18 protein-coding genes are annotated in these 24,970 nt (G+C 35.0%); 15 read left to right on the top strand and 3 right to left on the bottom strand.

What is annotated here, in order from left to right:
• Positions 1 to 119: 119 nt before the first annotated feature.
• The gene (locus AC07XN_RS00715; RefSeq protein ID WP_309922433.1) at positions 120 to 929 is read right to left on the bottom strand and encodes an enoyl-ACP reductase FabI; all 810 of its coding nucleotides are present in this window, start codon (positions 927 to 929) and stop codon (positions 120 to 122) included.
• 168 nt (positions 930 to 1,097) lie between these two features.
• Between AC07XN_RS00715 and AC07XN_RS00710 the strand changes: the two genes are divergently transcribed.
• Positions 1,098 to 1,538 carry a GNAT family N-acetyltransferase gene (locus tag AC07XN_RS00710; protein WP_494741678.1) on the top strand — a complete coding sequence of 147 codons (441 nt, stop codon included), beginning with the start codon at positions 1,098 to 1,100 and terminating at the stop codon, positions 1,536 to 1,538.
• A gap of 99 nt (positions 1,539 to 1,637) precedes the next feature.
• Positions 1,638 to 4,529 (top strand): CHAT domain-containing protein, encoded by a 2,892-nt coding sequence (locus tag AC07XN_RS00705; protein ID WP_494741677.1) that lies wholly within the window; start codon positions 1,638 to 1,640, stop codon positions 4,527 to 4,529.
• On the opposite strand, the gene AC07XN_RS00700 is transcribed toward AC07XN_RS00705, so the two are convergent.
• Both AC07XN_RS00700 and AC07XN_RS00695 read right to left on the bottom strand, forming a co-directional pair.
• A complete protein-coding gene (locus AC07XN_RS00700) occupies positions 4,438 to 5,115 on the bottom strand; it encodes a hypothetical protein (protein WP_494741676.1) in 678 nt (225 codons plus the stop codon). The two genes, AC07XN_RS00705 and AC07XN_RS00700, sit on opposite strands and share 92 nt — an antisense overlap.
• Positions 5,116 to 5,131: 16 nt before the next feature.
• A complete protein-coding gene (locus tag AC07XN_RS00695; RefSeq protein WP_494741675.1) occupies positions 5,132 to 5,692 on the bottom strand; it encodes an RNA polymerase sigma factor in 561 nt (186 codons plus the stop codon).
• Between the two features lie 181 nt (positions 5,693 to 5,873).
• Between AC07XN_RS00695 and AC07XN_RS00690 the strand changes: the two genes are divergently transcribed.
• The 13 genes from AC07XN_RS00690 (at position 5,874) to infB (ending at position 24,830) form a co-directional block, all read left to right on the top strand.
• On the top strand, positions 5,874 to 6,080 hold the full coding sequence (locus AC07XN_RS00690) for a hypothetical protein (RefSeq protein WP_494741674.1): 207 nt from the start codon (positions 5,874 to 5,876) through the stop codon (positions 6,078 to 6,080).
• Between the two features lie 171 nt (positions 6,081 to 6,251).
• Complete coding sequence (locus AC07XN_RS00685; RefSeq protein WP_494741673.1) at positions 6,252 to 6,458, top strand: hypothetical protein; 207 nt, start codon at positions 6,252 to 6,254, stop codon at positions 6,456 to 6,458.
• A 142-nt stretch (positions 6,459 to 6,600) separates the two neighbouring features.
• The gene (locus AC07XN_RS00680; protein WP_494741672.1) at positions 6,601 to 7,572 is read left to right on the top strand and encodes an RNA polymerase sigma factor; all 972 of its coding nucleotides are present in this window, start codon (positions 6,601 to 6,603) and stop codon (positions 7,570 to 7,572) included.
• Positions 7,573 to 7,576: 4 nt separating this feature from the next.
• Positions 7,577 to 8,206 carry a hypothetical protein gene (locus AC07XN_RS00675; protein WP_494741671.1) on the top strand — a complete coding sequence of 210 codons (630 nt, stop codon included), beginning with the start codon at positions 7,577 to 7,579 and terminating at the stop codon, positions 8,204 to 8,206.
• Between the two features lie 9 nt (positions 8,207 to 8,215).
• Positions 8,216 to 9,943: a M48 family metalloprotease gene (locus tag AC07XN_RS00670; RefSeq protein WP_494741670.1), complete on the top strand. Its 1,728-nt coding sequence runs from the start codon at positions 8,216 to 8,218 to the stop codon at positions 9,941 to 9,943.
• Between the two features lie 40 nt (positions 9,944 to 9,983).
• Positions 9,984 to 10,979, top strand: a complete 996-nt coding sequence (locus AC07XN_RS00665; RefSeq protein ID WP_494741669.1) for a matrixin family metalloprotease — start codon at positions 9,984 to 9,986, stop codon at positions 10,977 to 10,979.
• Between the two features lie 80 nt (positions 10,980 to 11,059).
• Positions 11,060 to 12,736 carry a CsgG/HfaB family protein gene (locus tag AC07XN_RS00660; protein ID WP_494741668.1) on the top strand — a complete coding sequence of 559 codons (1,677 nt, stop codon included), beginning with the start codon at positions 11,060 to 11,062 and terminating at the stop codon, positions 12,734 to 12,736.
• Positions 12,737 to 13,037: 301 nt separating this feature from the next.
• Entirely contained in the window at positions 13,038 to 13,997 is a 960-nt protein-coding gene (locus AC07XN_RS00655) for a TolB family protein (RefSeq protein ID WP_494741667.1), read from the top strand.
• 56 nt (positions 13,998 to 14,053) lie between these two features.
• Positions 14,054 to 14,536 carry a hypothetical protein gene (locus AC07XN_RS00650; protein WP_494741666.1) on the top strand — a complete coding sequence of 161 codons (483 nt, stop codon included), beginning with the start codon at positions 14,054 to 14,056 and terminating at the stop codon, positions 14,534 to 14,536.
• Between the two features lie 1,327 nt (positions 14,537 to 15,863).
• Positions 15,864 to 19,262: a PKD domain-containing protein gene (locus AC07XN_RS00645; protein WP_494741665.1), complete on the top strand. Its 3,399-nt coding sequence runs from the start codon at positions 15,864 to 15,866 to the stop codon at positions 19,260 to 19,262.
• A 142-nt stretch (positions 19,263 to 19,404) separates the two neighbouring features.
• Positions 19,405 to 19,878 carry a ribosome maturation factor RimP gene (gene rimP / locus AC07XN_RS00640; RefSeq protein ID WP_309922440.1) on the top strand — a complete coding sequence of 158 codons (474 nt, stop codon included), beginning with the start codon at positions 19,405 to 19,407 and terminating at the stop codon, positions 19,876 to 19,878.
• A gap of 102 nt (positions 19,879 to 19,980) precedes the next feature.
• Complete coding sequence (gene nusA / locus AC07XN_RS00635; protein ID WP_309922443.1) at positions 19,981 to 21,228, top strand: transcription termination factor NusA; 1,248 nt, start codon at positions 19,981 to 19,983, stop codon at positions 21,226 to 21,228.
• Between the two features lie 125 nt (positions 21,229 to 21,353).
• Entirely contained in the window at positions 21,354 to 24,830 is a 3,477-nt protein-coding gene (gene infB / locus AC07XN_RS00630; protein ID WP_494741664.1) for a translation initiation factor IF-2, read from the top strand.
• Positions 24,831 to 24,970 lie beyond the last annotated feature (140 nt).

Genomic DNA, 24,970 nt, shown 5'->3' with positions numbered 1-24,970 from the left:
AGCTCTTTGCATTTGATGTAAAGGGCTTTTTTCGTTTAAGCCTAAAACAAAACATGGCAACCTCTAAAGAGATTGCCACACTTATTTACACTCAATATTATTACGCAAGCCTATTTTGATTATCCCATTTTAGCTACGATTTCTTCTGAAATACCTACAGAACAGAAACCACCGTCATGGAAAAGGTTTTGCATTGTTACCTTCTTCGTTAAGTCAGAGAATAACGTAATTACGTAATCTGCACATTCGTCAGCCGTTGCATTTCCCAGTGGTGCCATTTGGTTGGCATATTCATAGAAAGCATTGAATCCAGAGATACCAGTACCAGCAGTAGTTTTAGTAGGCGATTGTGAAACTGTATTTACGCGTGTTCCGTTTTTCTTTCCATAATGGAAACCATACGAACGAGCTATCGACTCTAACATCGCTTTAGCTTGTGCCATATCCGTATAATCAGGGAAAGAGCGTTGTGCTGCAATATAAGACAAAGCCACTACTGAACCATTATTAGCAATAGCATCCATTTTGTCAGCTACCTGCAACATTTTGTGGAATGATAAAGCAGAAACATCTAACGACTTCATAAACCATTCATAGTTCAAATCGCCATAAGGTCTGTTTTTACGGATGTTAGTACTCATTCCGATTGAATGCAATACGAAATCTATTTTTCCACCCAAAGCATCCATTGATCCTTCATAAAGTTTTTCCAAATCTTCCACAGAAGTAGCATCAGCAGGAATAATCTTAGCTTCGCACTCTTCGGCTAATTTATTGATTTCTCCCATTCTCATTGCTAAAGGTGCATTAGTAAGGGTAATAATTGCTCCTTCTTCTTTAGCACGCTGAGCTACTTTCCAAGCGATAGAGTTGGAATCTAATGCTCCAGAAATAATTCCTCTTTTTCCTTTTAATAAACCGTATGACATTTTTTTGATTTCTGATTGTTGATTTTAGTGCTTAAAATTAAATTATTCTTCTAACGAACTTATATTCTGAGGATACGGAGTTCATTTTAAAATAATTAAGTATTTTAGATGGATACTAAAATCAAGGTTAAAATTTTGTCCAAAAGTACTATTTTTTTTCTTAAAACCATGAATATTCAAATTCGACAAGCCATAAAAGAAGATTTACCTGCTATCCTCAGTCTCTATGCCAAAGTACTAGATAAAGGAGAAGTTCTAACCATTGAACAGGCAGAAGCTCTCTTCAAGAAAATGATGAGTTACCCTAACTATAAGGTATATGTTGCTGCAAATGAGGAAGAAGTTATTGGCACTTTCGCCTTATTAATTATGGACAATCTGGCACATATCGGTACTCCCTCCGCAGTGGTTGAAGATGTAGTCGTTTCTGATGCTTTTCAAGGGAAGGGAATCGGGAAAAAAATGATGGTTTTTGCGATGGATAAATGTACAGAAGCAGGCTGTTATAAATTAGTATTATCCAGCAATTTAAAACGCCACGAAGCCCATGCATTTTATGAAAGCCTGGATTTTGAAAAGCATGGATTTAGTTTTAGGATAAACTTGTGATAACTAATTAGTAAGTACAAAAGTTTGGAATTTACTAAAAGTTTTTTATTTTTATACATCACATTATCAAATAGATACATACTGCTAACCTTAATATAAATGAAATACATTCTACTAACGCTATTAATTTTTTTTGTCAGTTCTTGTGCTTTTTGTCAAAAAAAGAGCTTTTCTGATAGATGGAGAAATAAAGCTGAAGGATATTATGATGAAGATAAAAAAGATAGTGCTTTAATATATTATCAGAAGGCATTTCACCTCTCTTCTTCTGCAAAGGATTATCTAAGAATGGCTAATCTTAGTGTAGACCTTAGCACTATGTATTATGAAAAAAGAAATTATCTTGAAGCCTTAAAATGGTGTAAAAAAGGGTTGAATTTTCTTAAAATTGGAAAGATTAATAGTGACTCTGTTACTTTTAAACTTTATTCAAGTACAGGGGAAATGTACAAAAAACTCAATAGGGTAGATTCTTGCCACTTTTTTTTTCAAAAAGCCAATACTTTATTAATCAATAAACCTCGGTTAGAAATACAAATACCTAGCTATGTATTGACCCATTACAATAATCAATCCGTTTTTTTAGTAAATCAACAGCGTTTTGAACAAATAGAATCCCTATTAAGCGAAGCTAAAGGCATTGCAAAAAAAAACAATGATTTACAATATATGGCAGGGATTTACCATAGTTTTGCATTAAGCTTTGAAAAACAGCAATTATTTCAAAAAGCTCTTTTCTATGGAGAGAAATCTCTTGAATTCTATGGTAAAAAAGAAAATAGTCAAAAAGTTAGCTTATTATTAGGTGTAGCAAATTATTTAGTCAAATTAAAAAAATATAATGAAGCTAAGTCATATTTAAATGCCTCAATTATAATTTATCAAAAAAATAAGCAAGCTTCATCTAATCAAGATACTGAATTAAAACAAGTTTTTTGTCAATTTGAAATCTTAAAAGCAGAACACAATCTTCAAGCTGCGGCAAAAATTTTACAAAAAATTATTCTATTCCCTTTCAATGGTAGTTCGCAAGGATATGAAATTATTACTAAAGCCTATAATGAAATGGCTATGTTAGAGATGGAAGCTAATCATTCTCAAGCAGCCTTTAATTATATCCAAAAAGCATTACAGCGAACTCAACTTGGTTTTAAGGGTAAATCTAATCAACACAATCCACAAATCAACGACCAAGTGCTTTCTTTTGAAACACTTATCGAAAGCCTAAGTATTAAAACAAAACTTTGGCAAAGGTTATATCAAACTAATACAACAACAGAGGCTATCGAGCAAGCCTCTATCTGTGCTTTAAAAACCCTAGAAGCTATTGCTTATGTAAAGAAAAACCAGACCATACCCGAGTATAATGCTTATTTGGGGAACAGTATCACCGAGGCTCAGGGCATAGCTTTGCAACTCAGTTATGAATATTGGCGACATCATCATCAAGCACAACCAGTTATTACTCAACAACATTTTTTTAAAGTAATGGAGCTAAGCAGGGAGATAACCATTAGCGATGCCCTCCTTGAACGTAATACCCTGTCTCAAACAATTCCCACGACCGATTTAGCATATCTGGCAGATTTAAGGGAAGAAATTGCTTCTCTTAAAATCAAGTTAATTAATCAAGAAAAAGACTCAACTACTAAACAAGCTCTCTTTCACAAAAAACTAGCCTATTCAACCCTAATAGAAAGGCTTCAACAACAATACCCTGCCTATTATCAAGCCAAAGTGAATAGTAATGCAGTTTCGTTGGCGACTATTCAACAAAACTTACCTGCCGAAACCACCTATATTACCTATACCATCTTTCATGATGAATTATACCTTATGGCGGTTCAAAAGAAAGAGGTTAGAATCTTGAAACAAACCCTACCCAAAGATTTCACTTTAGCACTGACCAGACTCCAACAAGAAATATCCACGCCCCCAGGTATGAGGCAGTACAAAGGGAGTAGTGATGCCATTCAATTACATAACACCCTTATAAAGCCCATTGAGGCTTTTATAGCGTCGTCTAAGCATTTACTAATTTCCAGAGACCTACGCTTTGGCATTTTACCTTTTGAAGTGCTAGAATCAGGCAAAACCCTGAAAGATTACCTGTGCAAAAAACACTATATTGCCTATACTTACTCTGCGGGCATCTGGAATATGCATCAACCTAAAACAGTCCTTAAAAATACTGTGATTGCCTTTGCTCCTTTTTCAGATACTATTGCTGTTAATAACTCCCTCGTCTATAGTGCTTTGGGGAAGTCTAAAGAAGAGGCACTCTCTATCAATGAAAATAGTTTTGTGGACAGCCAAGCTACCAAGAAAAACTTTATGGCTCATTACCAAAACTATAAAGTACTTTATCTGCCTACCCATGCTAAAACAAATGACAAAAAACCTGCCGAATCTTATATTGCATTTTACCCATCAGCCCATACTGAATATCGTTTGTTTCTGGATGAAATTTATACCCTCAATTTAAAAGATACTCGTTTGGTAGTGTTAGATGCCTGCGAAGCCGAAAACGGACAAGTACAAAACGGAGAAGGCATGATTTCGCTTTCAAGAGCTTTTGCTTATTCGGGTTGCCCCTCTGTAGTATCTACCCACTGGAAAGCCAATGATGTTACCAGTTCAGCACTCACAGAAATTTTGAACAAATATCTGCTAGATGGTGTACCCATTGATATAGCCTTACAAAAAGCAAGAGCTGATTTTTGGCTAAGTGATGCTTATAAAAAATTTAACCATCCCTTTTTTTGGGCTAATTTTATTCTGATTGGTCGAAACGAAGCCGTGTTCGACACTAGTCCATTTCCATGGGGTTGGTTTTCTGTAGGTAGCATTATTTTTATTACGTTATGTATAGGCTCGCTCATTTACAAAAAAAGCCTATTCATCCCTTTACCTTCTGCCATTGAATTTGGCACCAAATTTTCCACTTATCTAACCAAGCTACCCGGTATTCGCAGTCATCGCAATCGCTAAGGGATTCATACAATTTTTCGGCTTTGTTGGGTTGGTTGCTCTTATAGTACGATAATACTAAATGCCATTGAGCAGCTTCTTTAAAGTATTCTCTTAAATCATTAATTGTCAGTACTTTTTCAAAATCCATTGAAGCCAACAAATATTCGCCAGAAACAAAATGTGCCTGCCCGTCGAAAAAAGTCTTATACACAATTCTGTTTTCGGGGGTAAACTCTGTTGTATCAATCTCTCTTAAAACGTTAATATCGTTTTCGGTATCAGGTAAATTAACGGGGCTATTAATTAAAAACATACTGAGCACCAAACAAGCAGCTATACCAAATGATATAGTCTTTTTTATAATGAAAATCGGTACACCTATCACTCGTTTAATCTTAAGCGATTGCAGTGTTTCTCTTGCAATTGTCTCTACTCGCAAATCGTCCAAATGCTTATACATTTGTTGTGTTTGTAAAAAATCTTCTTTAAAATTATCATCAACATTCAATCTATTATTAAACGCTACTACTTCTTCTTCCGAAAGTTCTCCTTTCAAGTATCTATCTATCCAATCAAAATCCTCAAATTCATCATTTGTTTTCATTTCTTTTATTGTTATATTATTGTTTAGTGAGAAGCTCTTTCAACTTATTCAAACAACGTTTACTTTTCATTTTTGCCGCTCCAACACTTGGGAGTTCAAGCTTTTCTCCTACTTCTTTCCAAGTTAGTTCTTCTATAAAATATGCCTTTAATATTTTACGACATGGCTCACATAATTTATCAAAAGCTCCCCATAAAAAATTGTAATTTTCGTCCAAAATCATAATTTCCTCTGCATTTAGAATATCTGCTTGAGACAATAATTCTTCCAATCCTTTTCCATCCCTTGATAGCCTACGGTTATTTGATTCATTTTTTTTTAAACATTTTAATTCAGCAATGGCATAGATAAAAGTTTTAGTAGTAGCAGATTTACTAAAATCAAAGCCATTAGTCTTCACTTTTCTAATAAACGTTAATATACTATCATTAAAAACTTCTTCCGCATCTTCTTTATTTCTTGTGTACTTGTATGCCATATTGATAACACTTGAACGATTTACTTTATATAAATATTCAGTAACCTTATTAATGTCTTCTCCTGCTTGCAGTTTTTTAACAATCTCAAAATCTTTCATGGCTTTAGGGTAAGTGTTTAGCTATTATTTTCCACAAAGGGAATAAAGGTAACAGATTATTTTTTTAAAAAAATTTCCTGTAAATGTCACAAAGCATGTAAAAAGTCTACGCTGTTGGTGAGCAAGCTTGGGTGAAAGGTTCACCACATACGGCTCATTAACTCATAATATTCTTTTTATCATGAAACAATTACAACTTCGTAGAGGATTCAGCATCTTCTCTGGGCTTTTGGTAGCCTTCACCTCTTTGTTAGCTTCTTGTTCGCAGGAAGAAACTTACGTTCCTAAAGTATCAGTAGTAAAAACACAAGCAACAGATGATACTATTTTAAAAGTTGATGCTGACTCTCTAGCTTCTCTTAAACCGCCGTTTGATTGGCATCCATGATTAAAAAATTAAAGCCCATCTATATTTGCTCTGGATGGGCTTTTTTATGTATTAAACAACCGTAATATTATTGATAAAATCATTGAAATATTGCTTAGAAACTTTATTTTTACATTTTTATTAAAGTTTAGCTTAACAAAACTGAGCTTATATGTAAAAATAACAGTTTCTATGTACAATCAAAACTTTAGCAGAAGATTACGCATCTTCTCGGGGCTTTTAATAGCCTTTACATTTTTGTTAGCTTCTTGTTCGCAGGAAGAAACGTACGTTCCTAAAGTATCAGTAGTAAAAACACAAACAACAGATGATACTATTTTAAAAGTTGATGCTGACTCTCTAGCTTCTTTTAAACCACCAGTTGATTATCATCCATGATTAAAATTAAAGCCCATCTATGTTTGCTCTGGATGGGCTTTTTTATGCAAAGAATATATAAATTTCAATTATTTACTTGATTAATAAGTGTTTATTGACTAGTTTAACGTAAGTAAAAACTTGCCACTAAACAACTACATTTATGTCATTTTTCGATAATATATTAGATTTTTTTTCAGAGCCTAACTCAAATTGGGAAGAAGATTTTTATAAAAAAAATGTAAAGTCCCTACAGATTTTTTTTAATCAGACCTATCTAAGCGAGTCTGATTTAGATGAAAAAGGTAAGCCCAAACCGATAAAAAAAGGAAAAACTGTACCCAAGAGATACAAAAAGTATAATTTTGATGATACCGACAAAGAGCTAATTATTGATGATACTTTCATCTCCTTTTTTATGTGTATTGAAGGTAAATACCATACCGATCAAGCAACGATAAAGGATGAGGCTAATACACAAAGACTATTAAAAGAACTAGCAGACAACGTTGGTCTTCTTTGGTATTTCAAACTAAAGCAAAACCCTCCTACTGTATTTAGGCTTTTACCTGCCTTACAATCTCCATATTTTTCAAAGTCGCTGGCTTATCCCAAAAAATTATACGTTGCTGATGAAGACCGAGAAACTTTATTAGTGGATGCCCTTTGTGTAGTTGTTAAAAAAACGCATATTGAAAACCCAAATGAGGCTATTCCCCCATTAAAATCTCCATTACCATATTTGTTAAGAGGTATCGTATTGAATCTTTATAGGAGTGGCTTTAATAAAGACTATAATAAACCAACTGATGATTCTGACAACACACCACGGCGGAAAGACCCAGTTTTCACAGTTGATAATTTTGAAGAAATTTACGCCAATGATTTCCCAGAAGAAACAGAAGCTGAAAAGGAACTTAAAGAAACAATTGAGCATTGCAAGGAAAATGCCATAAACAACGAAAACATTTCAACGGAAGAAAAGCTCCTCTATAATCGTATGCTTGAGGGTGCAAGGTATGCTCAGATTAGTGAAGAAACAGGTATTCCAGAACAAACTTTAAGGAAACGAATGGAAAGACTAAGGGTTAAGCTTAACAAGAACATAAAAGATTGCATTAAAAAAATATCTTAAAGAAATGGAAATAACTGACGATAACAAGATTAAACTCTTGATTTTATACATAGAAGGAAATACAGACGAGCATACAACTCAACAAATAGAACAACGGCTGATGGACGATAATGATTTTTATGAAGATTATCTTATCCAAAAAACCATCAGCGAACAATTTGATGCTGCTAGAGTACAAGCATTGAGAAAAAAGATTGAACACTTTAAAAAAAATGATAATCCCATTGCGTTACCTACCGCACCGCGACGGGAAATAATCTGGAGTAGAGTTGCGGCCTCAGTAGGAGGTATATTGGCACTCGTTAGTATAGTTTGGTGGATTGCCAATTTGTATAAAACAGACAAAGTACAATATGCTAAAGTTGGGGTTTATGAAACTGGCAACGTTATGTTTGGTTTTGCTGGTGAGGCAGACTCGCTAATATTGGCAGTAACCAAAGACAAAGCCAATACCTATTTGTTTAGTAACGATACCCTGAAAATTACCTTCAATAAATATGAACCCGATAGTATTAAATACTGGAAATTAGAACATGAAGCAAAAACCCAATATTATACCCTAAGTACGGGCAGTGTTGATTATGACCTCACCAGAGATTCATCAAACAAGCCCAAACCATTAATACCCAAATAATAAGCATTTATGAAGAAACTTTTACGAATTACCTGCCTAATCTGTTTTAATATACTAAGTGTTTTTGTTGCCTCGGGACAGCCAAAACCTGTGCCTGTGCAAAAAAATGATGGAAAAAAATGTGATTGTGATGTCAACGTAAAATTCACTGAAAATAACAACAATATTCACCTTATTGATTTTAGCAATTCTGGCAGAATAAATTCCAATCCAAAAACAAAAAGCTTTTACGATCCAAACCTTGCTATTGATAATATAACTTCATTCGTAGATATCTATAACAATGACGTAAAGAGAAGTCTTAAATTTTCAGGAAAAGTATATTTAACAAAAGATAATTGTGCTGATAGACATGGGGGTGCTGTTGTTGGAAGATACAATGAAAAAACAGACGTATTTTGTTTAGTTTTCATGAATAGTTTCTTTGATGATTTGGTAAAGAATCAAGGTGACTTATTTGTTTTAGCTCATGAAGTTGGGCATTTGGTGTGCCGTCATATCCACGATGACCCACAAAACAAAATACGTTTTGATGTACTTAGCCAAGTAATAAAAAATATTCCTGGTGTCGATGCTGAAAATCTAAAAAAAATTCAAAATTATACCGCAGAACATGAAGCAGATTTAATGGGTGTATGGCTTTTATTAAAAAAGGGTCTCGATAGTAAGGACATATTGAATATTTTTGCAAAAGTTGCTAAAGAATTCAAAAACAATGACGGAGACACCCCTAACAGCCCAAGTTTTACAACCAGAAGACGCTTTATTGAGACTTACTTAAAAAATAGCCTTAAAGCATCTCCAACTAGGAAAGGTATTTATGAAGATATTGATGAGGTAATCCAGACAGACTATCCTAAAATACTAACTGAATTATTTAGAAATAAACAATCAAAAGACTCATTAACGGTCTCAGAAATTGCTATCAGCGAAGCTTTATCTAAACTATATGATAAGTCTATTCAAAAAATAAAAAAAGGAGATATAGCTAATAATGCAGGTAAATACTGTGACGCTCTCTCTACATATCAAGAGATTGATTCTACTTTGATGATATTATATCCAAACTCTCAGATATATAAAGACAACAGAGAAAAGATTAATACCATAAAGGCTATTCTTCAAAAACCAAGCAATTGGAATGTTGAACTTTTGGGTGGGGGTATACTCTCTTTCCCAATGCTATATTCAAACAACATTCTTGTGCCCACACAAGGCTATAATACTCCTACACTAGGGCTACGCCTTAGCCAGTACTCTTGGTACAAAAAGTCGAGGGTTGAGATAGATTTTAGATATACTCCATTACGATTTGATACCTACAGTGACAAAGATGTAATCAAAAAAGCTATAGAACGCTTTGACCTAACGCAGCTTAGTATAAGTCCACATTTGGTTTATAGCAGTACTGGTTCTAAAAATGACACCCTTTGTGCCAGTAGATTTGGCTTTTTAATGTCATTTGGGTTCTCAGCTAATTATATGCTCAAAACAAAATATACCAACTTTTACACTAACGAATCGCCCTTATTAAAAACAGGAATAAGCCCCGGAGTTTACATTGGTATAGGAGGTGAACGCCTAGAGAGAAAAATGAAAAATACCTACATAAGAGCCATGATTACCTTTCAAGCACAGAATCTCCCTTTCAAAACGGAAACAAGTTTAAACCAAAATTATAGTGCTTGGTCTTATCAAGTGGGGGCAGAACTGACTATTAGATTTTGGAAATTGTAAGGAATTAATAATTGAGGCTTCATATTAAAACGCTAACACAATGAAAGCATTTATCATCCGACTACTATTTATACTACTAGGTAGTTTTTGTTTTTGGGAATGCCAGCATGAGCTAGAACCCATCGAAAAGTTATATTCTGTTAGCTCTATCATCAATGATGAAATTGATTATAAAGCATCTGCACTATGTGCATTTAGATATGCTTTTGTAAACAATTATCAACAACTTGAAACTACCGCACAACAAAATGCCGTTAAACAAGGCTTTAACCTTTGGCAGAAGGTGAATAAAAACATTTCTTTCCTACAATTTTCAGATAGCACAAAATCGGATATTAAAATACAATTTGTTGAAGGGGCTACTATACCCATTGCAGATTTAAAAACCCCTGAAGGGATTTTTGTATTTCCAATTAAAAGTGTTGCCGCTCTTGTTAAATATAACAATGTTTATACCATACAATTAAGTAATAGTTTCCCATGGGATAACGAAAGTCTTTCAAAAGCAATCGCTTATCATGCCGGTCTATTTTTAGGAATGAAAACCTCAACCGACAATAATTCCATAATGTATCCTTACCTAACTAATAAAACCCTTAAAACATCAAAATCAGATTCAAGCATTGTAAATAAACTATATTCTATTCCATGTAAAGACCTAAATATAAACCTATTGCCTCTTAATTTAAAAGTAAGTGAATTAACGACAAAGGGTATCAAATTAGATAACCTTTGTAAAACATTATCTGTAAAAGCAAGTGGGACTATTAATGTTGGTACTTATGTTGGAATTTCTACACCTGATGGAGTCAGAGGTCTCTTTGGCTTACCTATCCCTGAATATAGCATTGTTCCAAATTTTGAACATGCTGTATTGATGTATAAAATAAATAGCGAAAAGAATTGGCATTCATGTGGCTCAAATTGTGAAATAATAACAGATTGTAGTCAATATATTGATATTACTTTTCAAGTCAACGACTTAAATCTGACAGATAACATTGGTGCTTATGATGTTGTAGTGAATTATAAATAAATTTCCCTCCTCCCCTTCTAATTTCGTTACCTTTCTTATTCAGTGGTATATAATGGTTAATTCATAAATCATTATATACCATGAAACAACTTTTACTACTTAGTACACTCTTTAATTGTATTATTTTTTTCAATGCTAATGCTCAAAAAGACCCTAAAATTACGCTTGAAAAAATAGCAGAAAAATGCAAAGATTTACCCAGAAATCAGCGTGTTACAGTTAAGGTAGCTCGTTTCAGTGTCTCTACTAAATCCGCACAAGCCAATGCAACTTTTGGTGATGAACTTGCTACAATGTTAACTTCTGCTCTTCAGCAAACAAATTGCTTTCGAGTATTAGAAATGAACAAAAATGTTGGTGATGCTACTGGCGAAATGGCATTTGGTCAAGATGGTTTCACGAATGGGACAAGCCCTGAAGCTGGTAAAATGTTAGGTGCGCAGCTCATTGTTACAGGAGAGGTTACTGACTTTACCGAAGGGAAATCATCTACTTCTGTCATAGGTTTTAGTGTTGGGAGCAACCAAGCAACAGTTGGTTTTACCTTAAAAGTCCTCAACCCTCAAACAGGAGAACTCTTATTCAGTAAAGATATCAATATGAAAGGGAATTCTTCTGGCTTTTCAGGAATGAAAATTTTGGGGGTAGAAACCGTAGGTTCTACCCAAAATAGGTCTGTGCAAGATGCCATGCAAAAAGCTATTATTAAGTCGGTAGAAACACTCGCAGATGAGAAAGATAAAATGGAAATACCGGAACCCCTTAAACCAAAAGAGGTAAAACATTATAATGCTGACAATTGCAAAATGCTTAGTAATGGATCACCCAAAGTAATTATCCTAATAACTGAAGCTACTACAGCGGGAACTTCACGAAGTGATGATAATACAGATTTGAATCGCAGAGAGCGAGAATTAGCCCTCAAAGAACGAGAGAACAACATGAACGTTACTCGAGATATTGTAAGTGGCATATTTGGTAAAAAGAAGGAAGAAGCCAAAGCAAAGGATACTGGTAGTAGCCAAACAAGTGCTTCGGCTGTTTATAAACCTGTGGTGATTGAACAATCAGCAACTGAAACCGAACTAACTAGACATTTTGTTGAAGCTGGATTCAGGGTAGTTGATCCAAAAGTTTATGGAAAAATGAGGAAGATAGCTGATTCAACTGCTGATCTTGGCTCTATGGCTGCATTAGGTTTAAAAATGGGAGCCAACATCATTATTACTGGGCAAACAATTTCAGAACGCACCAATACACAAGGCGGAATGACGTCGTGTAGAGCAAGTTTAGAAATTAAAGTTATAGCTACAGAGGATGGCTCTATTTTAGCTACTAACACCGTAGCAGGCGGAGGTATAGATGTTTCTGAGGCTATTGCAAATAAAATCGCCATCAAAAATGCCTCCGTAAATATGTCACAGTATTTAATGGATCGTTTATGTACCATGAATATTCAATTTGCTGGGGTTGCACCTGCCACAAAATCCAAAGCATCATCTTCTACTACTTCAAACATCACTTCTATTGTTTTAACTAACGTGAATTTCTCTCAAATGCAAACTATTATGAATCATTTGAAAACAAATAATAAAATCAAAGAAGTGAAAAAATCATTAAGTGGCAATAAAGGAAATATGGAAATAAGCCATACAACCACGACCGATTTTATAGCTGAGTTTTTATCAGAATGCAAAACTTTAAAAATAGAAATTACAGGTTTAAACGGAAATACTGTTGAGGCTATGATAAAATAAATTGTCATATTTTTCTTCAATCACTGTTACATCTTTATCATAAGCGGTATATAATGATTAAATAAATTAAATCATTATACCTAAAAGTAACTCAGACAGTCAATTTATTATATAATTTCTATAGACTCCTTTATTATGGGTAATGGTCAATAATAAACATTAGTAGCTTAAGCTATCAATATTTACAGATTTCAAGAAATACATCATAGATGTAATTATATTTTAAGTATCAATGCAACTGTCTTTAATGCTCTATTTAGCATTAATGCGACGAAATCCATCACATAAAAAATTACAAAAAATGAAATTATTAAACATTATTCCAAAGTATATAGCAATAGTGCTGTTGTTTGCTTTATCGACCAAGCTAGTAGCGCAAAAAATCCCATCTGTTCCAGGTATTACTGGTAATGCAGAAAACCTTACTCGCGAAACGTCTGATCCAACCCAAGAATTCTTTGCAAGAGTTAGCCCAGATGGTAAATATTTACTGTACAATGCCCTTGAAATTAGCTATTCTTTGAATTTAACAAATGGGAAACAACAACAAGTAACTAATAAAAAGTTTCGAATTGTTAAAAAGGAAATCGGTAAACCTATCACAAATCCATTGGCAAATAACGCAGCTTACCCTACTTGGTTACCTAATAATTCAGGAATTATTTTTAGTTATATCAAACCTGAAAGACCTGTAATTGTTCGCTCAGACATAAATGGCGTAGGGCTTAACTATATTTCTGCAGGTGCAATGGGCGAAGATGATGCTGAACCCGTTGTAACAAAAGATAATAGCAAAATTCTATTTACTACCCTCATGAGCAATAGTCGTATGATTTGCACTATGGATATGAAAGGTGGTAATTATTCTGTACTAACCGAGGGTAGCCACATAAGCTTAAACCCAATTGAGAATAACAAAATAATCTACAACCTAATGGTAGGTAAGTTTGTACAGGTGTTTACTTTCGACATCAAAACAGGCGAGAAGACACAATTAACCACGGGTGAATATAACAATCAAGATGGTGCTTTCTCAAGAGATGGTAAATACATAGCTTTTTCCAGCAACCGTGAAAATCCTAAGAAATCAAATAAGCACATTTTCATTATGAAAGCTGATGGTACTGACCTTATCCAAATAACTCAAGGAGAAACAGATGAAAGTGACCCTGCTTGGGGAAATGACAATACGTTATTTTTTAGTTCAAACGCAGAAAAGAACTATAACATCTGGAAAGCTAAAGTTAGGCTTGATAGATAATTATAGTACTTCTATTAAGGATTGAAACCAATAACAACTTAACAATATACAAAATCATGAAAAAAACAATTATTAATTTTGCTGTAATTTTAATGCTAGCATTTACTGTAAAAAATGCTAGTGCACAATTTGTAACTAAAGGAATTACGCTTGTTGATGCTGGTATTCAACCTGGTGACTTTTTTACTACGTTAAGTGTAAATTCTAGATTTGGGATAGCTGATAATATAGCGATTGGACCACAATTAGACTATTCTTCTTATACTAGAGGAAGTTCTACAGCTTTATTTGCTAGAGGTGAATACTATTTTGGACAAGCTCTTAACCTACCTGAGAATGTTGGTGCATATTCTGGAATCAGCATTGGAAAGTATTTCGAGACAGGTGCTGAAATTTTCAGTACTTTACAATTAGGTGCTTCATATTTGTTTACAGAAAAAGTAGGAGCACACATTGAGACTCGCTTCGGTCTCTTTAATGCTACTGGCTATAATTCATCATCTGGAACGTTTAGCTTAGGGGTATCATTCAAGTTATAAACAAACTTTTTTATATTTCCACCACGAATTTCAATGATGGGTTCATTTTTTTGATTTTATCATTGAAATCCGTGTTTAACAAATATTCTTTTAAGTGAATAGAATTGTGACAATTAATTATTAGGCATTAACGTTTCAGGCAATCTCTAGTACTTTTTAGAGAATAGACCGTTTATTAGCTATTATATTCTTTCCTAATTAACTTATAGGAAAGAGTATATACTTTATTGCGTATAGTTGTTATCGTTCCTGAAAAGCCACATTAACAACACAATTAATATCCCTAAAACATGAATAAATGGCTCCTTTTTATTTATTTGACATTGCAATATTTTGCTAAAAAGTGAGCATATACCTACTGATTTGATATTAACACACTAAGGTTTTCTTAAAATAAATATTAAAGATAATACAGACACTATAGTGCCGAGAAAGTCAACACTAAAGATACAATAGCAATTGTTTTTTATTTGAGCAAGAATTCAATGGACTTCACAATGGATATATAATATTATCAATATGAAGAACGAGTAGAAAAAACTGAATGTGATAATCAAGGTAAAAGAAGTAAGCAAAAACTTTGCATGGGATGTATTTTTAAATGATGTAGCGGTATAAGAAACGAAAATATAATATTGCTTTAGAATATGTTACATAATATAGTTGTATCACTAGGAGGAATAACGCCTATTAAGAATGTTATTAGTATCAAAATAGTTCTGCACCAAATTATAGATAATTATTAACTAAAGGTCTGAAGTCATTTAATTATTTTCCCTTATAGTTTAAAAGTTTATAATTATTAATGTGCTATTTTATCCATTCCAATTATGCGTATTCTAAGTGTAACAAAGTGTACTAATGATAAAAAATAATGAAAAATAATATCAGATGTACAATTGGGTATAGCGACATACAGCAATTTAAATTATGCTAAAAATTGGTTTAGTTACACTGATTTTAATAAAATTAGGACTTATTTAGAAAGTGTGTATATGATGGAGGTGATACTCCTCCTCAAGAAAACTCTAATGTATTACACACCTATGCCCAAGTAATTAACAAGTGTAATTCTCAAGGTGTTTGAGCAAACCTTTTTCCCTATAATGGTTAAATAATTATGCCAATAATGTAATTTATAATAGTAGACCTATAAAGATGAAATGCGTTTCAATTATTGATGTATATCCCTGTAGAAATACAACTCCTAAAAAGTATATAAGATTATATAAATTACTATCTTGGAGATGGAATAGAGTAATTTATCCCTTTACTCCATTAATTACGTTCTTTCTATTTAATTAATAGTTACAGGTTAAGTTTTACTATGAAAAAACATAAACAACTCACCTTCATTCTTTTATTATTTTTCTTCCCATTGATTAACAGTTTTAGTCAAACAGTGACAAACGTCACGATAACGTCAACAGTGGGGCAAAATATTTGTATCAAAGAAGATACTCTTTTCCCATTCGTTGCGGAGGTTGTGGTGCCACCAAACCACTGCCCTATTACAAGCTATACAATAAAGTGGGGAGATGGTTCATCGCAAACTTTTAATACCCCTGTTCCCACATCATCCACCCAACAAAAAATCACTCATTCACATACTTATAATTTTAAGGATTTTATTACAAAATGTCTTACTGATGTTGATTATAGCTTAGAAATAGCTGCCATTAACCAGATTTCCTGTAATCCAGACCCTGATAGAAACATCACGCCCATCACCTTCAAAAATCTTCCTAAAGCCAGATTTAGTGTCTCTACTATTTGTATTGGACAATCGACCAACTTTGTAAATAGCTCGTGTCCAGCTATCACAAAATATGAGTGGGATTATGGTGATGGTTCACCTAAAGGAAGTTCAAGTACACATACTTATACAGCTGCTGGGTATTATAATGTTACGCTCAAAACAACAAATTCATGTGGAACTAGCCAGCCTTTTGTTCAAAATATCCAAGTAATAAACAAAGCAGTTGCTGCTATTTCTGATTCTGGCTATGTTGTTGCAGGAAGAGACACGGTTATCTGTCTGGGTAATGGTGGTATCCTTCGGCTAGATGGTACTGTTTCTACAAACGCTACCACCTTACGATGGGATATTCCGGGTGTTGAAGGCGTAGATTGGGAGTATGTCGAAAAGACAAATCGGAACTCTCCTACTCCTAAAATAAAATTCAAAAAAACAGGGTCTTATAATATCAAGTTAACTGCCGATAACCCTTGTTCTAGTCCAAGCATTGCCTACTGTCCTCATAAAGTAATTGATGTACCAACCCTAAAAATTACAGCTCAGCCAGACGTCTGCGAACCTATCCGATATAAACTGGTCAACCCTATAGCTGATGCAAGCTATACGCTAAATGGAAGTCCATTGGGATTAACAGAAGAAAAGTTATTATCTGAATCCACATCGCCTTACATCGTTGTGGCGAGACTATCAAATGCTTGTGGAAACCAACAAGTTTCGGATACATTCTTTGTAGCACAAGCAAAACCTATTAAGATACTATCACTACCCCGCGATACAACGGTTTGTGTCGGTTCTAGTCTTTTACCATTAAAAGTGGATATCCAAGGAGGGGCTTGGGATAATAACCCTAATATACAAACTCAAGGAACGAATACATTTTTCAACCCCAAAACAACAGGAGCCTATCTTATTAAATATGTAAAAGGAACAGGCAAATGTAGAGTAGCAGATAGTGTTAGAATAAATGTAGCTGGCGTTAATATTACGATAAATGATGTTGATGTATGTCAGGGTGTTTCAGGTGTAAAATTAAAAAGTAGTCCTTCAGGAGGAAATTGGACCAGTCCTGATTGTTCAACTTGTATCATTGGTGATTCTATTACTTTAACCGGAATTTCTTTAAGCACTATTAAAATAAACTATGACGTAACCAGCAATGTGGGCTGTAAAGCAAGTGCTTCTGCCCAAATAAGAATTGGTCGTCCTAAAGCTGATTTCAGTATTAAAGATGGCTGTGCAGGCAACAAAGTTCAACCTATAAACAATTCTACTGGCGCAACAACCTACAGATGGTTTGTTGGCACTACACAGGTAGCTACCCAAGCCAGTCCTTCATTAGATATACCTTCTGGCAGTACTTCTATAAAACTAATTGCGGCATCAGGAAGTTGTATGGATAGTATCAGTAAGGTAGTCACCGTTACATCACCCCCATCGGCTATTAGTATATCAGCAAATCAGACAACAGGATGTGCTCCATTACCTGTTTCTTTTACAGTCAGGCAGGCAGAACGTAGCGACTTAACCTATAGTTGGAATTTTGGAGATGGTAGTCCCAACGAAAAAGGCTATAAAATTGCTCCTCATGTTTTTAATAATACTAGTAAAAACAATCTGACTTACAAAACAACACTTAGTCTTGAAAATAGTTGTGGCAAACAATCTGCTTCTATCGAAATCATTGTGAAACCGATAGTGAAATCTGAAATAGGTGTCGACTCTACCATTGTTAGGTGTAACCCTGCACGAATAAAGTTTTCTAATCGTTCTTCTGGTAGTGAAAAAAATGGTGTATGGAACTTTGGAGATGGAAGTGCTGACGTAATTTCAAAAGCAGATACGATATCTCATGTTTTTATTAATAATGATTCAACCATAAGAACCTATTCAGTCTCATTATTGGTTAATAATGAATGTGGTACAGACACGTATATTACCAAGATTCAAGTATATCCTACAAATATCAAAGCACTTATTAATGTAAGTTCTGCGGAAGCCTGCCCGGGTGAAGTAATTCACTTTAAAGATGCCTCTGTTCCTAAACCAGAAGGTTGGGTTTGGGATTTTGGCGATGGGCAAATTTCAATTTTAGAAAACCCCGAACATATTTTCAATAGGGCCAATACTTCCTTTGTTGTCAAGCTTACTGCTCGTACTGCATGTAGTGCTAATACTACTACTTTGACAATTAAGACAAATAAGCTTCCTGAAGGAGATTTCTCTGTGCCTCCACTGGTATGTCAAGGACAGGAAGTACAAATAAAAAATCTGACAGATCCAAGTACCGTAAGCGGAGTACGATGGAACTTTGGAGACGGCTCGCCAATAGATTCTCTCAACTATGCTCCCATACACAAATTTAATAGTAATGGAGGGAGTATAGTTGTTAAAATGACATTAGTGGGAAACAGAAAAACATGTACTAGAGATATTACAAAGAACGTTATTATCAACAGCATGGCTAACCCTAAGGCAGTATTTTCTGCTGACTCTATTTTGTGTATTGCTGAACCTATCAATATGTTAAATTCATCTACTAATGCCGATGAGTATAATTGGATAGTGAGCAATGGAAAATCATTTCAAGGGGCTTTTCCAGATGATTTTACCTTAGAAAAAGGAGCTTACACCATTAGCTTAGTAGCTACGAACAATAAATATTGTAAAGATTCAACAGGACATAATTTTGTCGTTAGCAATTGTGAAATTATAGTTCCAGATGCTTTTTCTCCAAATGGTGACGGAGATAATGATACTTGGAAAATATTTGGAGTTGAAGCCTTTCCTCATGTAAAAGTTAGTGTGTTTGATAGGTGGGGTAACATCATTTTTCATTCTGAAGGCTATAAAGAACCTTTTGATGGTAAGGTAAATGGCGAAGTTCTTCCTATAGGATCTTATCCATATATCATTGACCCTCGTCCAAAAAGGCTAGTTAAGAGTGGAATTTTACTTTTAGTGAGGTAAAAACATTGTAAACCAACAAGGAAGCTTGCTTTCTAACACATTTTTTATTACTTTTGCAGAGAATTTAAAGGAAGAGGGGTCGATAGTCCCTCTTTTTTGTTTACTAGATTGTAGCACGGTTGTTTTATCGTGAGAAAAAGAAATGACAAAAGAAAAAATAACCGAACTGATTGAACCATACCTTGAAGAAGGACGATTGTTTATTGTAGATGTTCAAGTAAGTGAAAGTAAGACAAGACAGAATATCACTATTTTATTAGATACCGACGAAGGTATCAAAATAGAAGAATGTGCTTCTGTAAGTAGAAGATTAGCTCATTTTATTGAAACCAACGAATTGATAGCTGGTGCCTATAATCTTGAAGTATCTTCGCCTGGTATCGATCACCCGCTTAGTTTTAAGCGTCAGTTTGTAAAAAACATTGGTCGTAATTTGAAATTAGTTTTAAAAGATAGCGTTGAAAAAACAGGGGCTTTAGAAGATGTAAGCGACGAAGGCATTATATTTAAAGAAGAACCAAAGAAAACAAAAAGTAAGAAAGTAGAGCCAATAGAGGCAGTCGCGATTCCTTTTTCGAGTATACAACAAGCAAAAGTACAAATATCGTTTAAATAGTGGTCGAGTTGCCGAATTGTTGAATCATTGAAATTAGAGCAAATCTATTCCTCATACATTCTACTTGTTGGCTTCTTTTCACATTAATAAAATTATGAAAAGATGAACAGTGCAGAGTTAATTTCATCGTTTGCGGATTTTGCAAAAGAAAAAAATATCGACCGTCCGACGATGATTAAAGTGCTGGAAGACGTATTCCGCACGATGATTCGTAAAAGATACGGTACGGATGAAAATTTTGATGTAATTATCAACCCTGAAAGTGGCGACTTAGAAATGTGGCGTACACGTGAAATTGTTGATGACAATTCAGAAGATATTTGGGATTATGACAAAATTCCTTTGGCAGAAGCAAAATTGATTGAACCTGATTTTGAAATTGGCGAAGAAGTAGCGGAATTAATCAAACTAGAAGATTTCGGTCGAAGAATTGTTCAAACGGCTCGTCAGACATTGATTCAAAAAGTTAAGGATTTAGAAAAAGAAGGCCTCTTTGAAAAATACAAAGACTTGGTGGGTGAAATGGTTTCGGGAGATGTTTACCAAATTATTGGAAAGGAATTTATCATTACTGATAGCGAAGGCAACGAGTTGACTTTACCAAAATCAGAGATGATTCAAAAAGACCGTTTCAAAAAAGGTGAAGCAGTAAAAGCAGTTATTCATAAAGTAGATATGAACAACGGTACGCCAAAGATTATTCTTTCTCGTACTTCTCCTGTTTTCTTGGAACGTTTGTTTGAACAGGAAATTCCTGAGATTTATGATGGACAAATCATGATTCGTAAAATTGTGCGTGAACCAGGTGAGCGTGCAAAAGTAGCGGTAGAATCGTATGATGATCGTATTGATCCTGTAGGTGCGTGTGTGGGGATGAAGGGTTCTCGTATTCATGGAATTGTGCGTGAATTACAGAATGAAAACATTGATGTTATCAATTATACTGAAAACCTTGAATTACTAGTTGGTCGTGCGTTAAGCCCTGCCAAAGTGAGTTCAATGAAAATTGATAAAGAAAGAAAGAGAATTGCGGTGTATTTACAACCAGACCAAGTTTCTTTGGCCATTGGTAAAGGAGGACAAAACATTAAGTTAGCAGGCAAGTTAGTAGGCTACGAATTAGATGTGTATCGCGATATTAAAGAAAGTGAAGTTGACGAAGAAGATGTTGACTTAACTGAATTTACAGACGAAATCGAAGATTGGGTAATTGCAGAATTACACAAAATCGGTCTTGATACGGCAAAACAAGTACTCAAATTGAATAGTGATGAATTAATTCGTCGTACAGAACTTGAGGAAGAAACCGTAAACGAGGTATTATCAATTCTACGTTCGGAGTTTGAGTAATTTAGAATGAGTAAGTGATAGAATGATAGAATAGTCATTGTTTATATCTCATTTACTCATCAAAGCTATTCTATCATTCATTACTTAAAATTACAAATTACTATAGAAAAGTATCAACAGAAATTATGGCAGAAGATAAAATGATGCGTTTGAGCCTTGTGGCAAAGCAGATTAACGTGGGAACCTCAACCATTGTTCAATATCTCTCTGTCAAAGGTCATAAGGTTGAGAACAACCCCAACGCCAAACTAAATTTTGAGCAGTTAAAGCTCGTAGCAAAAGAATATGGAGCCGAATCCTTATTAAAGGATGTTGGTGCAGCAAGTCCTGTGGTTTCATCAAAACCTACAGAGGAAGAGTTTGTTCCTGTAAAAAAACAGGATGATGATATGCCTCTTTACTTCCGAGGAAAAGAGAATACAGAAGCATCAGAACAAACAAAAGTAACCGAGCCAGCAAAAGCTGAGAAAGAATCAGATGTTATTTTGGGAAGAGCCGAAGTACAATTTAAAGTACTTGGCAAAATAGAATTGGATGCTAAAGGCAATCCTGTTCCTCAAAAGCCTGCAATAGTTGAACCCAAACCAGCGCCTACAGTAGAAGAGCCAGTAGTGAAGGTTGAAACTGTTAAACCTGAGCCACAACCTGAAATTCAAGTGAAAGTTGAACAACCTAAAGTTGAAGAGGTAAAGCCAGTGATTATTCCTGTGGTAACCCAAGAGGTTAAAGTAGTAGAGATTCCAAAAGTTGAAACGGTTAAGGAAGCACCAAAGCCTGAACCTGTGGTAGTATTAGAAAAACCAGTAGTGATAGAAGCAGTCGCAACACCAATAGCAGAACCAAAAATTGCTGAAGCAGCAATACAGCCTAATAATCAGAACCAACACAATAGACCACAAGGTGGGGTGAATAATAATAATAACCAAAATCAACACAACAAGCCACAAGGCGGTGGGAATAATAACAACCCAAATCAGCCAAATAAACCGCAAGGTGGCGGGAATCCGAATCAAAACCCTCAGCATAATAAGCAACAAGGTGGCGGGAATTCCCATCAAAACCCTCAGCACAACAAACAGCAAGGCGGTGGTGGAAACCACAATCAGGCTCGTCCAGTACAACAGGGTGGCAACTTACCAACGCCTAATCCAGCTCCTCAGCCGCAACAACAACGCCCTAATCCTGCTCCAGCGCAAAAATTAGGACGTAACGATGAAATTCCTGAAGATACTTCAAATGTGGAATTAATCGAAGCTAAAGGAGAGCAACTAAAAGGATTAACAGTTTTAGGGAAAATTTCTTTACCTGTCGAGCCTTCTCGTGGTGGTTCTAGAAATAACAACAACAATAATAACAATAAAAAGAAGCGTAAGCGTATTGATAAACCTGGTGGTGCTAAAGTTACAGAAGCTGAAATCCGTAACGAAAGAGGCGCTCCTCGTCCTAAAAAAGATGGTGTACCTAATACTACACCTACTACGAACGACCCTAATGCTAAAAAACCTGCTAATAATGGTGGAGCATCGGGCAACAACAATAATCAGAACAACAATAATACCCAGAATAATAACAACAATCAGGGTAATAACAATAACAATCAGCACAACAACAACTTTAAGAAAAAACCAGCAGGAAATAATAACAACAATAATGCTGGCGGTGGCGTAAAACCACAACCTAAAGGTGAAGTTTCTGAAAAACAAATTCAAGACCAAATCAAGGCTACGATGGCTCGTCTGCAAGGACAAACCAACAAGTCGAACTTTGGTGCAAAAGAACGTCGTGTTAAACGTAAGTTCCGTGCAGAAAGAAACGAACAACGTCAATTAGCAGAAGACGAAGAAGCAAAAATCTTGAAAGTAACTGAGTTTATCTCAGCGAGCGAATTGGCTTCTTTAATGGATGTATCTGTAAACGAAATTATTTCTACTTGTATGAGTTTAGGAATGTTCGTTTCAATCAACCAACGTCTGGAAGCAGATGTTATCGCATTAATTACGGAAGAATTCGGCTTTGAAGTTCAGTTTGTTTCAGCCGAAGAAGAAATCGAATCTGCTATTGCAGAAGAGGAAGATGCTCCTGAAGATTTATTACCAAGAGCACCTATCGTAACAATCATGGGTCACGTTGACCACGGTAAGACATCATTACTTGACTATATTCGTCGTGCTAAAGTTGCCGCAGGTGAAGCCGGAGGTATTACTCAGCACATCGGTGCATACTCTGTAAAACATGATGACGGTCGTAGAGTTACATTCTTAGATACGCCAGGTCACGAAGCCTTTACCGCTATGCGTGCTCGTGGTGCTAAATTGACAGACGTTGCCATTATCGTAATTGCAGCAGACGACGCTGTGATGCCACAAACGGAAGAAGCTATCAACCACGCAATGGTTGCTGGCGTACCTATCGTTTTTGCATTCTCGAAAGTTGATAAACCTGGTGCAAACACAGAAAAAATTCGTGAGCAATTGTCTATCAAAAACATGCTTGTAGAAGAATGGGGTGGTAAATACCAAACTCAGGAAATTTCTTCAAAATCAGGGATGGGTATCAATGAATTATTAGAGAAAGTATTATTAGAAGCCGAATTGTTAGAATTGAAAGCCAATCCTAATAAACGTGCTGTAGGTGCTGTTATTGAAGCTTCATTAGATAAAGGACGTGGTTATGTTGCTAATATCATGGTTCAGTCTGGAACCTTGAAAGTTGGAGATATGATGCTTGCGGGTGCTCATTATGGTCGTGTTAAAGCCATGTTTGATTACCGTGGTGTAAAACTAAAAGAAGCTGGTCCATCTATTCCAGTACAAGTACTTGGTTTAAGTGGTGCTCCTGCTGCGGGTGATAAACTAAGCGTGATGGAAAATGAACGTGATGCTCGTGAAATTGCTAACAAACGTGAGCAAATTATTCGTGAACAATCATTACGTACTCGTAAACATATTACCTTAGAAGAAATCGGTCGTCGTAAAGCAATCGGTACATTCAAAGAATTGAACGTAATTGTGAAAGGTGACGTGGATGGTTCAGTAGAAGCATTGTCAGATTCATTATTGAAACTATCAACCGAAGAAGTACAAGTTCGTATCATTCACAAAGGAGTTGGTCAGGTTTCAGAATCAGACGTATTGTTGGCTTCTGCTTCAGATGCCGTAATCGTAGCGTTCCAAGTTCGTCCAAGTGTAAACGCTCGTCGTTTGGCAGAAAATGAACAAATCGAAATTCGTACATACTCTATCATCTACCAAGCAATTGATGATGTAAGAGATGCGATGGAAGGTTTATTAGCACCAACATTTGAAGAAGTAGTGACTGCTAACATTGAAGTACGTGACGTATTCAAAATCTCTAAAGTAGGTACTGTTGCAGGTTCTTATGTATTAGATGGTACAGTGAAACGTTCGCATAAGATTCGTGTTATCCGTGACTTCGTCGTGGTTCATGAAGGTGAAATTTCTGCTTTAAAACGTTTCAAAGACGATGTGGCAGAAGTGAAATTTGGATATGAATGTGGTCTTTCTATCAAAAACTTCAATGACCTTGAAGTAGGTGACATCATCGAATGTTACGAAATGAAAGAATTAAAACGTACATTATAACTCGTTAATAAAAGCACGAAAAAAGCTCGGAGATATCTTCGAGCTTTTTTTGTGTTCTACCCATCCCCTCTTTTTTCATACTAACCACTTAATTTTACTATTTAAATATAAATTATAAAAAAAATATGCTGCCAATATTT

This window comes from Arcicella sp. GW458-12-2-14-TSB2 (genome assembly GCF_059423785.1).
Note: the sequence above shows the minus strand (reverse complement) of the source record. Positions and strands in the feature narration are given on the sequence as shown.